14 protein-coding genes are annotated in these 13,045 nt (G+C 44.0%); 10 read left to right on the top strand and 4 right to left on the bottom strand.

The window, feature by feature from the left end:
* Positions 1-10: 10 nt before the first annotated feature.
* Positions 11-1,225: an ammonium transporter AmtB gene (gene amtB, locus MOF34_RS09140; RefSeq protein WP_268399897.1), complete on the bottom strand. Its 1,215-nt coding sequence runs from the start codon at positions 1,223-1,225 to the stop codon at positions 11-13.
* A 277-nt stretch (positions 1,226-1,502) separates the two neighbouring features.
* Here amtB and MOF34_RS09135 point away from each other — a divergent pair, with 277 nt between their 5' ends.
* The 4 genes from MOF34_RS09135 to pucI all read left to right on the top strand — a co-directional run bounded on the left by MOF34_RS09135 (position 1,503) and on the right by pucI (position 5,731).
* A complete protein-coding gene (locus MOF34_RS09135) occupies positions 1,503-1,967 on the top strand; it encodes a hypothetical protein (RefSeq protein WP_268399895.1) in 465 nt (154 codons plus the stop codon).
* Between the two features lie 186 nt (positions 1,968-2,153).
* Complete coding sequence (locus tag MOF34_RS09130; protein WP_268399893.1) at positions 2,154-2,720, top strand: isochorismatase family protein; 567 nt, start codon at positions 2,154-2,156, stop codon at positions 2,718-2,720.
* Positions 2,720-4,078, top strand: coding sequence for an MFS transporter (locus MOF34_RS09125; protein WP_268399951.1), 1,359 nt, complete (start codon positions 2,720-2,722; stop codon positions 4,076-4,078). Before MOF34_RS09130 ends, MOF34_RS09125 begins: the two co-directional genes overlap by 1 nt.
* A gap of 180 nt (positions 4,079-4,258) precedes the next feature.
* On the top strand, positions 4,259-5,731 hold the full coding sequence (gene pucI / locus MOF34_RS09120) for an allantoin permease (protein WP_019715981.1): 1,473 nt from the start codon (positions 4,259-4,261) through the stop codon (positions 5,729-5,731).
* A gap of 350 nt (positions 5,732-6,081) precedes the next feature.
* Here the strand turns inward: pucI and MOF34_RS09110 are convergent, their stop codons facing one another.
* On the bottom strand, positions 6,082-7,269 hold the full coding sequence (locus MOF34_RS09110; protein WP_268399891.1) for an MFS transporter: 1,188 nt from the start codon (positions 7,267-7,269) through the stop codon (positions 6,082-6,084).
* A 21-nt stretch (positions 7,270-7,290) separates the two neighbouring features.
* Positions 7,291-7,704, bottom strand: coding sequence for a MarR family transcriptional regulator (locus MOF34_RS09105; RefSeq protein ID WP_268399889.1), 414 nt, complete (start codon positions 7,702-7,704; stop codon positions 7,291-7,293).
* Between the two features lie 224 nt (positions 7,705-7,928).
* Between MOF34_RS09105 and MOF34_RS09100 the strand changes: the two genes are divergently transcribed.
* The 5 genes from MOF34_RS09100 (at position 7,929) to flhP (ending at position 11,327) form a co-directional block, all read left to right on the top strand.
* Positions 7,929-8,039, top strand: a complete 111-nt coding sequence (locus tag MOF34_RS09100; RefSeq protein WP_010886628.1) for a protein usd — start codon at positions 7,929-7,931, stop codon at positions 8,037-8,039.
* Positions 8,040-8,053: 14 nt separating this feature from the next.
* On the top strand, positions 8,054-8,335 hold the full coding sequence (gene spoIIID / locus MOF34_RS09095) for a sporulation transcriptional regulator SpoIIID (RefSeq protein ID WP_019715977.1): 282 nt from the start codon (positions 8,054-8,056) through the stop codon (positions 8,333-8,335).
* Between the two features lie 176 nt (positions 8,336-8,511).
* Positions 8,512-9,513 carry a cell shape-determining protein Mbl gene (gene mbl / locus MOF34_RS09090; protein WP_003227776.1) on the top strand — a complete coding sequence of 334 codons (1,002 nt, stop codon included), beginning with the start codon at positions 8,512-8,514 and terminating at the stop codon, positions 9,511-9,513.
* Positions 9,514-9,672: 159 nt separating this feature from the next.
* Entirely contained in the window at positions 9,673-10,485 is an 813-nt protein-coding gene (gene flhO, locus MOF34_RS09085; RefSeq protein WP_268399887.1) for a flagellar hook-basal body complex protein FlhO, read from the top strand.
* Between the two features lie 32 nt (positions 10,486-10,517).
* Positions 10,518-11,327, top strand: coding sequence for a flagellar hook-basal body complex protein FlhP (gene flhP, locus MOF34_RS09080; protein WP_268399884.1), 810 nt, complete (start codon positions 10,518-10,520; stop codon positions 11,325-11,327).
* A gap of 20 nt (positions 11,328-11,347) precedes the next feature.
* On the opposite strand, the gene MOF34_RS09075 is transcribed toward flhP, so the two are convergent.
* Positions 11,348-12,412 carry a tetratricopeptide repeat protein gene (locus MOF34_RS09075; protein ID WP_268399883.1) on the bottom strand — a complete coding sequence of 355 codons (1,065 nt, stop codon included), beginning with the start codon at positions 12,410-12,412 and terminating at the stop codon, positions 11,348-11,350.
* Between the two features lie 191 nt (positions 12,413-12,603).
* Here MOF34_RS09075 and fabZ point away from each other — a divergent pair, with 191 nt between their 5' ends.
* Positions 12,604-13,029 carry a 3-hydroxyacyl-ACP dehydratase FabZ gene (gene fabZ, locus MOF34_RS09070; protein WP_003221796.1) on the top strand — a complete coding sequence of 142 codons (426 nt, stop codon included), beginning with the start codon at positions 12,604-12,606 and terminating at the stop codon, positions 13,027-13,029.
* Positions 13,030-13,045 lie beyond the last annotated feature (16 nt).

Below are 13,045 nucleotides of genomic sequence, written 5' to 3'. Positions count from 1 at the left end.
GCGTCACTCCTCACATAGAATCTTGATATGCTTTTTCGCCGTGCATCGTTAAGTCAAGCCCAAGTGATTCTTCTTCCTCGGTTGCGCGAAGAGGAAGGAAGAGTCCTACAATTTTAATAATAACGAAAGTGACAATAAAGACAAAAACATAAGTGGCGGCAATGGCTACGATTTGTTTCCAGATTAAGCTGGCATCACCGTAGAATAATCCGTCCGCGCCTGCTGTGTTAACAGAGGTTGTCGCGAATAATCCTGTCGCGATCCCGCCCCATGTGCCGCCGATGCCATGCAGTCCAAAGGCGTCGAGCGCGTCATCGTATCCGAATTTCTTTTTAAGCGAAAATACACCCCAAAAACAAACCGCCCCGCCAATGATGCCGATAATTATGGAAGCGAAAGGTGTGACAAATCCGGCAGCCGGCGTAATTGCGACAAGTCCGGCGATTGCGCCAGATACCGCTCCAAGCATCGTTGGTTTTTTGTTAATGATCCACTCTACTAAGATCCAGCCGGCAATCCCGGCTGCTGCGGCAGTGTTTGTGTTGATAAAAGCGTACATGGCCACACCATCTAAGGTCAGAGCGCTGCCAACGTTAAAACCGAACCAGCCGAACCAAATTAAAGCCCCTCCTAAGAAGGTGTAAATAAGGTTGTGCGGAGAAGACGCTGTGCCGTCTTTCCGTTTGCCGAGCACAATAGCGAGAACAAGGCCTGCCACCCCGGAGGAAATATGAACAACGTTGCCCCCTGCGAAATCGAGCGCGCCAAGCTGGCCGATCCAGCCGCCGCCCCATACCCAGTGCGCAACCGGTGTGTAAACCAAAGAAGCCCATAAAACAGAAAATAAAAGAAAAGCGCCGAATCGCATCCGTTCTGCGAAAGCCCCGGAAATAATGGCCGTAGTCAGTACAGCAAACGTCATTTGGAACATCATAAATAATGAGTGAGGAATGGTATCGCTGTAATCTCCTGGATCAAATCCGACCCCTTTCAGGCCGGCCCACTCCAGTCCGCCAATGATTGAATTGCCTGGTGCGAAGGCAAGTGTATATCCGAACAGCACCCAAACGATGGAAACGATGGCGATAGAAGAGAAACTGTGCATTGCAGTGCTTAGCACATTTTTGCTTTTTACCATTCCTCCATAAAATAACGCTAACCCCGGGGTCATCAGCCACACGAGTAAAGCGCAAAAGAACATAAAAACTGTATCGCCCATTTGCATGTCTCATTCCTCCGTATCTTTCAGAAATATTATATTTCTTCATTATAGAGAAAAAAGAATGATAAAACATTTTCATGTTAGATTTCCTAACATGGTTTTTTAGGGAATGTTATCGAGGGATGTAAAGAATGGAAATGCCATTTTTTATGAAATAAGACTTTGTATCTATAAAAGAAGCCTGTCCATATGAATAGAAAAGGGAATTGACAATTATTAGTTTATCCCATACTGTATTAAGTGTACTAAATCAACTAGTACACAGGAGGAGAGGGTGCGTATGAATAAAGGTGGCAGGCTGAGGAGAGCGGTAAGTAAATCGATTCCAGCGACGTTCCGGTTGTTTTTAGCTTTTAATTTTTTCGTGTACGGCCTGGCGAAAGTGGTGATAGGCCAGTTTGGCGAGGTGACCCCTGAAATCGAGGCGTCTGTTGGAAAGGGGTTTACAATTGCGTGGACATTTTTCGGTTATTCTCATGTTTACGAACTGTTTATAGGTTTCGGCGAAATCGTTGCCGCTGTTTTATTACTGATTCCGCGAACATCTGCATTAGGGGCAGTTGTTTTTATGCCGATTATTGTGAACATCGTCTTGATTAACTATTGTTTTGATATTGGCGTGCAGGATCTCAGCACGATATTAATGGTCATGTGTCTCATCCTGCTTTGGGTGGACCGCCGAAAATTCATGGGCATTTTCTTCAGACAGGAGCCGGTAAACGGCGGGCAGGTGATGAAGCGATGACACCCCTTATGATTACAGTGCTTGCCGGACTGTTTGTATGCACGACCTGTTACTATTACATAAAAGAAAAATCATGAGAAAAGCGCCCCTTCTGTGAGTGTCACAAGCATTATAAAAGAACTTAGGCAGGGTGAAGAGTAAAATATGCAATGAGAGAAACACTAACAGCATCAGGAGGAGACGTATATGAACACACTCAATATTGATTTTCAAAAAACTGCATTGGTTATCATTGATTTACAAAAAGGAATTGTTCCGATAGATCAAAGCGGACAGGTTGTCCCAAATGCGAAAGAGCTTATCAATGAATTTCGTAAACATAACGGATTTATCAGCTTTGTGAATGTAGCTTTCCATGATGGAGCGGATGCGCTGAAGCCGCAAACCGATGAGCCTGCACAGGGAGGTTCGGGGGAAATGCCTGCGGACTGGGCTGAATTCGTTCCGGAAATCGGTGTGCAGGATGGAGATTACACTGTGACAAAACGGCAGTGGGGCGCATTTTTCGGCACGGATTTAGATTTGCAGCTGAGACGCCGAGGCATTGATACGATTGTATTGTGCGGCATCGCGACGAACATAGGGGTGGAAAGCACAGCACGCGAGGCATTTCAGCTTGGTTATCAGCAGATTTTTATTACAGATGCCATGTCCACGTTCAGCGAGGAGGAGCATGAAGCCACACTGCGCTTTATTTTCCCGAGAATCGGTAAATCGCGGACAACGGAAGAATTTCTAGCACAAGTAAAATGATGATATCAAAAAAAAGCCGTGCTGTTTTTTTGACAGCGGTGGCTTCAGGGACGATGCTGAATCCGCTGAACTCGTCTATGATTTCTCTTGCGCTCCATAGTATCCAGCATGAATTTCATCTATCGTTTACAACGGTTTCGTGGCTGATTTCCTCGTTTTATCTTGCGAGTGCCGTGGCTCAGCCTGTAACGGGAAAGCTCGGCGACTTGATCGGGCGGAAACGCTTGTTTTTATTCGGTCTCATACTTGTTGCGGTTTCAGCCATCGGGGCGCCGTTTGCGCCAACGTTTATGACATTATTGATCATGCGGCTGTTTCAATCGGTAGGAAGCAGTGCGATTTATCCGTCAGGAGTCGGACTGATTCGGAGTCATATTCATGAGCGGCAGGCATCAGCCTTGGCTGTGCTCTCTATTTTTGCGTCTGCCATGACGGCGCTCGGGCCGACTGTCGGCGGTTTTTTGATTGTGTGGGGCGGCTGGCCGGCGATCTTTATCGTCAATTTGCCGTTTATTATCCTCAGCTTCTTATTAGGCATGTACATGTTCCCGAAAGATCAGAAAAAAGGTGCTGGAATCAAAACGATTATTCGGCAGCTCGACATTCTTGGAATTGTTTTATTTGCCGGAGGAATCATTTTGCTTCTATCTTTTCTGCTGTCATTCAGCACGTCGCCGCATGCGGTTGAAGGTGTGCTTGGCGTGCTTCTGCTCGGTGCATTTGTTTGGCGTGAGCTGAAAACGGAAAAGCCATTCATTGATGTCCGTCTGTTTAAAACACAGCGAAATTTATCATCCGTGTATATTCAATTTATTTTACTGAATGTTTTCTTCTATTGTTTATTTTTTGGGCTGCCGAGTTATTTTCAGGATGAAATGCATCTTTCTGTTCAAACGAGCGGTCTGTTTATGCTGTTTATGTCTGGCATGAGCATCGTAGTGTCACCTATTACGGGCAAATGGATCGACCGATCAGGCGTCGTGAAGCCGATCTTTGCGGGAGCGCTGCTGATGACGGCTGGGGCTGTGCTCTTAACCATCTTTTTTATCAACGCTCAGGTGATCGGGAAAGGATTTATCCTGTCAATCCTGGGTATAGGCTACGGGCTTGGAAATGTCGCGCTCCAGGCAGCGATGCTGAAAACGAGCCCTGCCAACATGGTAGGAACGTCTTCAGGGCTGTTTCAAACCTGCCGTTACTTAGGTTCTATTTTGTCTTCGGTGATCCTTGGAACTCTTTTTGGGAAAGAAATCACGGCGGCCCATTTTGATATGATGGGAATCATTATGATCATTGCGGGCGGAGCAAGCCTGTTAATGGCTGTGAGATTTGCTGCATTAATGAAAACTGCATCATGAGAAAAGAGGCAGGCACTGAGTCTGTCTCTTTTTCTTGTTCAGGCTGTTCAAATAGAATCAGGAAAATTGTATATCATAGCCAATGTTATTGTCTGACTTTTTAGTTATATTAAGTGACATCGAATGTAAGAAAACTGAACATGTGACGAAAAACAGACAATATTGAAAGGGGAGCCGGCTATGAAATTAAAAGAGAGCCCGCATCAATCCAACAGACTGAGCAATGAAGATCTGCTGCCTTTGGGACAGGAGAAACGGACATGGAAAGCAATAAACTTTGCCTCCATTTGGATGGGATGTATACATAATATACCGACCTATGCGACGGTGGGCGGCTTAATTGCGATCGGCCTTTCGCCTTGGCAGGTGCTGGCCATTATTATTACGGCATCGCTTATCTTGTTTGGGGCCCTGGCTTTAAACGGCCATGCGGGGACAAAATACGGGCTGCCGTTTCCAGTGATCATCCGGGCTTCCTACGGAATATACGGCGCGAATATCCCCGCGCTTCTGAGGGCGTTTACAGCGATTATGTGGCTTGGCATTCAGACCTTTGCAGGAAGCACGGCGCTCAACATTTTGCTTTTGAATATGTGGCCGGGCTGGGGAGAAATGGGCGGCGAGTGGAACATTCTCGGCATTCACTTATCTGGTTTGCTATCTTTTGTATTCTTTTGGGCCATTCATTTACTTGTATTGCATCACGGCATGGAGTCGATTAAACGTTTTGAGGTATGGGCAGGGCCTTTAGTGTATCTGGTATTTGGCGGCATGGTATGGTGGGCAGTCGATATTGCCGGAGGACTGGGGCCGATCTACTCTCAGCCAGGAAAGTTCCATACATTTTCAGAAACATTCTGGCCGTTTGCTGCCGGAGTTACTGGCATCATCGGCATCTGGGCAACATTGATCTTGAATATACCTGATTTCACACGGTTTGCTGAAACACAAAAAGAGCAAATCAAAGGGCAATTTTACGGTTTGCCGGGAACCTTCGCGCTGTTTGCGTTTGCCAGTATTACTGTGACCTCCGGTTCGCAAGTTGCTTTCGGCGAGCCGATTTGGGACGTTGTCGATATTTTGACGAAGTTTGATAACCCTTATGTCATCGTATTGTCCGTAATTACGCTCTGTATCGCCACGATCTCTGTAAATGTCGCGGCGAACATCGTATCGCCCGCTTATGATATAGCGAATGCCCTGCCGAAATATATTAATTTCAAACGCGGCAGTTTTATCACTGCATTGCTCGCTTTATTTACGGTTCCGTGGAAGTTGATGGAGAGTGCGACAAGCGTATATGCGTTTCTCGGCTTAATAGGCGGCATGCTTGGTCCGGTGGCAGGCGTGATGATGGCTGATTACTTTATCATTCGCAAACGTGAGCTCTCGGTAGATGACCTGTATTCTGAAACAGGGCGGTATGTATATTGTAAAGGCTACAATTACCGTGCGTTTGCAGCCACGATTTTGGGTGCGCTCATTTCGCTAATTGGTATGTATGTTCCTGCATTAAAGAGCTTATACGACATTTCCTGGTTTGTAGGTGTGCTGATTTCATTTCTTTTCTATATTGTTCTGATGCGTGTTCACCCGCCGGCATCATCGGCGACTGAAACGTTCGAGCCAGGGAAGGTTCGCCAGGCTGAATAAGAAGTTCCACAGTATATTTTACTTTTTTGAAATGGTTTTCTATAAAAGAACATTACCGCAAATGAAGGCAATACGGGTAATCATAACGTGTACCATAAGGAAGCGGATCAAGATGGGTGGAAAGAATGAATAAAATTCGTTTTCGTCATATCGAAAAGCACCTCACAATTTATGCTGATCCAATGAATCGCTTGCATCCGATAATGTTACATTAGTTTCTGATTCACCTGCGCGGCGGGTCATTGAATAACATGTCAAAAGCGGCGTTCTCATCCGTTCCACGGAGCAGGACGCCGCTTTGTATATGCAAAAAAAAAAAAGACTGCCGGCAAATCCCGGCAGCCTGAGCATTATTCTGCAATAGACACTTTTCCAGCTTCAACAGGTTTTTTCTGGCTCCACGCGTAGAGAAGCAGAGCAATCAGAACGAACAGCCCCGCTGATAAATAAATCGCAGAGAAGCCGGCAGACGCTACAAACAATCCGAACACATACGATCCTACAGCAATTCCGCTGTCAAAGAAGGTAAAGAACGTTGCCGTCGCAAAGCCTGAGCGGTGAGCCGGAGATTTTTGGATCGCCAATGTTTGCATGCAAGGAACGATTGAGCCGTATCCGAGACCGATAACCGCTCCTGAAAGCAGTAGCATCAAGCCGCTATGTGTGAAGGACAGCATACAGAGTCCCACTGAGAAAATCAATATTGAAGGGTAAATGACAATGCCCGGTCCGACTTTGTCGAACAATTTCCCTGTGAACGGGCGTGCAATCATCATTGTCACCGCGAAGCAAACAAAGAAATATCCGCTGATATTCGAAAGATCAACTGATTTGGCGAATACAGACAAATACGCTGTGACAGTTGAATAGCAGAAAGAAATAAATAATCCGACCGTCGCAATCTTAAGTGCGCCTTTTTCAAACATATCCGAGAATGAAAAACGGAATACAGTCGTACCGCTGTCTTGGTTTTGGGGCACCTTTATCAAGAACGAAACAAGTAAGCCTGCAACCATAAACAGCGCAAAGGCTGTAAAGAATACAGAGAAGTTTACGACCTTCATCAAATTCAGTCCAAGGAAAGGCCCGATTGCCATGGCGAGGTTCATAGACATAGCAAAGTATCCAAGCCCTTCACCGCGGCGTTTAACCGGAATGATGTCCGCTGCGATTGCACCTGTAACAGTCGTTAAAATGCTGAACCAGATCCCTTGGAAGAACCGCAAGCCAAGCAGCAGGTAAAAGTCATGAATCGGCATATACAGAAAAGAAGACAGGGCGAATAACGCCATTGAGACAATCGCCATTCTTTTCTTCCCGAAACGCTCAACGATGGCTCCGGAAAAAGGCCGTGTAATGATCGCTGACAGAAGGAACAGGCTGATTAACAGCCCGCCTTGTGATTCTGTGCCGCCAAGCTCTTGAAGCGTATAGATCGGCAGTACAGTTAAAAATGTATAAAAGAACACAAACACAAATAAATTGACGAGCAGGACCATAATAAAATCCTTCGTCCATATGGCATCCGTTTTTTTCAAATGTATGTCACTTCCTTATTTTCATTGTTGTAAGAACATGCGAAATAAATGAGCAAAAGCTTCCTTATCTTCATCACGGAAATCTGCAAGCAGTTCTTCCTCAAATTTCAGCATTTTCATATTGATTTCTTCGTATTTTTTCTCGGCTTCTTTTGTGAGGACAACCAGTTTTTCCCGTTTGTCTTCACCTTGCCGTCTCTGTACCCAGCCGTTTTCTTCCAGGCGTTTGATCGTCCGTGTCACAGTCGGCGCTTCCACATTTAAATAGGACCAAATCTCTTTTTGAGTCATTGGTCCGATCGTACGCAAACAATATAAAACTGACCATTGAGATGAATAAAGGCCGAATGGCTCCAGCTGTTCATTGGCTTTCTTGGCAATCAGGCGGGCGCTTTGGTTGATTTGATGAATGAGGTGTCTGTTGACGTAGGTCATTTCGGTCTCCTTCTAAAAAACTTACCTAAGTAACTAATTGCTATCTTATTGTACAGGAGCGCTGGATGGATGTAAAGCTAAAAATTTAGCGACACGAAATAAATTCACTAAAGTTGAAAAAGTTCGTTTCACCCCTTGTCCTTATTGAGTTTTTAGCATATTCCCAAAAGAATGCTAATACACTGTTACAAACCTAACAAAGAGAGTGTTTGAGGTGAGGGATCGTGGGCATATTTCACAAACTTACTTTTAAAACCATACAACGAAGAAGCGGCATAATGAACGACTCTTTACAGAATACGGATCTCATTTCACACTTCTCACATCCATTTTAGGGAGGTCGAGTGGTGTGCACGATTACATCAAAGAGCGAACAATCAAGATAGGGAAGTACATCGTGGAGACAAAGAAAACCGTTCGTGTGATAGCGAAGGAATTTGGTGTTTCCAAAAGTACAGTACACAAGGATTTAACAGAGCGTCTGCCTGAAATTAATCCTGATTTGGCAAACGAAGTGAAAGAAATACTCGATTATCATAAATCCATCAGGCATTTAAGAGGAGGAGAAGCGACAAAACTCAAATATAAAAAAGATGATATTCTCGAAGGAGAGCCTGTTCAGCAATCGTAATTCAACCATTTATTAGTTGGCATTGTCTTCTTGAAATCGTTCATAAAACATCCGCGAAAAATGTAAAGAACTTAATGCGCTTCCAACTTTTTTTCTATATTTTATGATAATATATATAATTAGGGCACAATGTGGATATTTACTGTGAAACAGATTTTCAAGGAGGATATAAATAGATGTTTGCAAGGGATATTGGTATTGACCTCGGTACTGCAAATGTACTGATCCATGTTAAAGGTAAAGGAATTGTTCTGAATGAACCTTCCGTAGTTGCACTTGATAAAAACAGCGGCAAAGTGCTGGCGGTTGGCGAAGAGGCAAGACGAATGGTTGGACGTACACCTGGGAATATTGTTGCGATCCGCCCGCTGAAAGACGGAGTTATTGCTGACTTTGAAGTAACAGAAGCAATGCTGAAGCATTTTATTAACAAGCTGAATGTAAAAGGCTTGTTCTCAAAACCGCGCATGCTCATTTGCTGCCCGACGAATATTACATCCGTTGAGCAAAAAGCGATCAAAGAAGCCGCAGAAAAAAGCGGCGGTAAACATGTGTACCTTGAAGAAGAACCTAAAGTTGCCGCTATCGGCGCGGGTATGGAAATATTCCAGCCAAGCGGTAACATGGTTGTAGACATCGGAGGCGGGACGACGGATATCGCGGTTATTTCAATGGGCGATATTGTCACCTCCTCTTCTATTAAAATGGCTGGGGACAAGTTTGACATGGAAATCTTAAATTACATCAAACGCGAGTACAAGCTGCTGATCGGCGAACGTACTGCAGAAGATATTAAGATTAAAGTTGCAACGGTTTTCCCAGACGCACGTCACGAGGAAATTTCCATTCGCGGACGGGATATGGTTTCCGGTCTTCCAAGAACGATTACAGTAAACAGTAAAGAAGTTGAAGAAGCCCTTCGTGAATCTGTAGCTGTTATTGTGCAGGCTGCGAAACAAGTGCTAGAAAGAACACCACCTGAACTTTCCGCTGATATTATTGACCGCGGCGTAATAATTACGGGCGGAGGCGCGCTCTTAAACGGCCTTGACCAGCTGCTTGCTGAAGAGCTGAAGGTACCGGTGCTCGTTGCTGAAAATCCTATGGATTGCGTAGCCATCGGCACAGGTGTCATGCTTGATAATATGGACAAGCTTCCTAAACGCAAACTAAGCTGATTTCACAAACCTCATTCTGAAAAAGAATGGGGTTTTTTTATAAAAAAGCTTCACGAATGAACGATAAATGCCGATAATAGGATAAAATACTGATTTTTATTATAGAACGAATGTTCCTGTATGACAACTGGAAAAAATGCCATTTTAGAGGTGGGAAATTTGTTAAAAGGATTATATACAGCAACATCCGCAATGATTGCCCAGCAGCGAAGAACGGAAATGCTTTCAAATAACATTGCAAACGCAAATACATCTGGATATAAAGCAGATCAAGGGTCAATGCGCGCGTTCCCTGAGATGCTGCTCAGCAGAATAGAATCAAAATCTCCGGCTGGAACATCAAGGACGGAAATCGGTTCCGTGAATACCGGTGTGTATATGCAGGAGCTTAAGCCTCTTTTCACACAGGGAAGCTTGAAGTCCACAGATCAGCCTACAGACATCACATTGGTCGAAAATCAAGTTCCGGTTAATACAGAAACCAATGAAAACGCGGCTCTTTTTTATCCGGTTCAAACAGCGGACGGAATCCGTTATTCAAAAAGCAGCACTTTTTCACTAAATGAGAATAATCAGCTGACGATCAACGGGCGTCCTATTTTATCGACGGATGGCCAGCCAATTATTGTTGATAATGAGAACTTCACTGTGTCTGAAAACGGTACTGTGACAACGAACGGACGGACAGCCGGCCAGATTGATGTCAGAATGGCGGAGGATGTCCGTAATCTGAAACGGGATGGAAACGATCTGTACAGCACGGCGGACGGCAATGATCTGCCAAGCGCAGCCGGCAATAACCAGGTATCCTATTCATTAAAACAAGGCGTCTCTGAGCTTTCGAACGTAGATGTGACAAGCGCCTATACAGAAATGACTGAAGCGTACAGATCGTTTGAGGCCAATCAGAAGGTTATTCAGGCTTACGATAAAAGTATGGATAAAGCAGCCAATGAAATTGGAAAAATCTAAGATAACGGAAGAAAAAACGGGGGACATCAACTATGCTCAGGTCAATGCTAACGGCATCAACCACCTTAAACCAGCTGCAGCAGCAGATTGACACAATCAGCAGCAACCTTTCAAACAGCAACACAACCGGCTATAAGGCAAAAGATACGAATTTTTCTGAGCTAGTCAGACAGCAATTCGATCAGGTTGATGAAAAAAATGAGGAAGTGGCAAAAGCTCGAAAAACGCCGCCCGGCTTGCGCCTTGGCGTCGGAGCGATGATGAATTCACGCCTTGTATCTGATCAAGGAAGCATTCAGAAGACGGATCGCGATCTGGATATCGCGTTTACGTTACCATACCAATATCTTCAGGTTAACGTGAATGGAAACCGCCAGTACACGAGGGACGGAGCGCTGTATGTAACGCCTTCAGCTGCAAATGCCAACCAGCTTCAGCTCGTTACTGGAAATGGGAATCCGGTGCTTGATGAATACGGCAATACAGTGAACATCGACAGCTCAATGAAAAATATCACCATCGATAAACACGGAACGTTAACCGCATCTGACGGAAACGCGGTCCAGCGGTTTAATCTCGGAGTTATCCAAGTTAATAACCCTCAAGAGCTGAAATCGGAAGGAAATAACCTGTTCTCTATTGATAATGCGGCAGCATTTGACGAGCTGAATGGCGCTAATAGACAAAACATCGGCATAGAGCAGGGCTCGCTTGAGATGTCCAATGTTGATATGTCAGAACAAATGACAGATTTGATCACGTCCCAGCGTTCATATCAGCTGAACAGCAGAACGATTACAATGGGAGATCAAATGCTCGGTTTAATCAATTCAGTCAGATAATAAGAAGTGGGCGTTTTCAATCAGCCGCGCATGATAAAAAAAGCGGCTTTTTCGAAATCGTCCTTTTTTTTGTAGTATTCCGTAATGTCTTCTAACAGCACCTCTAAATCCACCCACGCTTCAATTTTTTCTAATTCAAGCACATATTCGAGCAGCTGATCATAGGGGTCTTCAACTGATGTGTAGAGCGCTTCGAGCGTTTTTAATTTCAGATAGATGGTTTGAATGTCTACCTTTTCAGATAATTCTAAACCTTTTTGCAGGACGGCTTTCGCTTCTGAGATCTTTCCTGTTTTAAAGAGCGCTCTGACAGATTCGTACACACAGTGCAGATACGATACTGGAGAATTCGTTTCAAATTCTTGATTCCTTAATACTTTTTTAAAGTAAAGAAGCGCTTCCTGGTCTTTTTTTTCGGCTGCTTTTAAAAAGCCAAGGTTATAATAAGCGTGGCATAGCAGGTTTTCGTCATGTAATTGCTGGGTTCTCCTAATGATTTCTTTAAAAAGATGTTCAGCTTTTTCATAGCGTTCTTGGTCAATATAATTAACGGCGAGCAAAAGCTTACAGGTGATCACCTTTTTTATATAGCCGAATTGGTGTAAATAGATCTGTAATGCTTTTTTGACGTATTGGATGGAAAGCGGCGGTGATTTCATCAAGTAATAGGCGCCAGCGGTTTGATAATATAATTCAGCGGCTTCAAACGTGTTTTGAATGGCGCCCAGGTACTGTTCAGCTTTTTTAAAATGATTCACTGCAAGTTTCGGAGCTGTTTTTACCATTTCATTTAATCCTGAGAAAAAATACAGATAATATTTCAATTCATCATCCATTTTGTCTTCCAGGCCGTACAGATCATCGAATAATGAATCAAGTCCGTTCTGGTTCTCAAAAAGCAGCTGATGGCGGGCTTGAAACAATTGATAACGCAACCAAAGTTTTGTGTTCTTTTTGATCTTCGGATGGTGCTGGTCAATTTTCTCTTTCAGTGTGCAAACGTGATTCATTTTGCGTTTGCTCATTGCGGAATACCACTCATCTAACATGTTTTGCATCCTTTTTTCAATAAACTTCGAAATCATTTTCCTACCTCTTTGCTATTGGTAAAATTTATAATTATCATATCATAACTTTTGACGGCTCTCATTGACAGTAGGTTACATTTTAGCGCGGTTGAAAAAGAGATTAATTCATAATATACTTTTCAAATGTACAGATTGGATCTTTAATGATTGCTATACATACTAATGCAGATGAAGGAGATGTCAAGAGAATGCTTGATACTCAGCAGATTAAAGAAATTATTCCTCACCGTTATCCGTTTTTGCTTGTAGACCGGATTACGGAGGTTGAAGAGGGTAAACGGGCAAAAGGCTATAAAAATGTAACCGCAAATGAAGAGTTTTTTAACGGACATTTTCCTCAATATCCGGTCATGCCCGGCGTATTAATCGTAGAAGCGCTTGCTCAAGTCGGAGCTGTTGCGATGCTGATTAAAGAAGAAAACCGCGGCAGACTGGCGTTCTTTGCGGGTATTGATAATTGCCGGTTTAAAAAACAAGTCAAGCCTGGTGATCAGCTTCATCTTGAGGTTGAAATCATTCGTGCGCGCGGCACAATCGGGCGCGGAAAAGGCGTTGCCACAGTTGATGGCGAAGTCGTTTGTGAAGTCGAACTGACTTTTGCTCTCGGAGAATAAATGAAAAAAAGGCAGA

It is taken from the genome of Bacillus sp. T17B1 (genome assembly GCF_026796395.1).
Lineage (GTDB): Bacteria > Bacillota > Bacilli > Bacillales > Bacillaceae > Bacillus > Bacillus spizizenii_A.
Note: the sequence above shows the minus strand (reverse complement) of the source record. Positions and strands in the feature narration are given on the sequence as shown.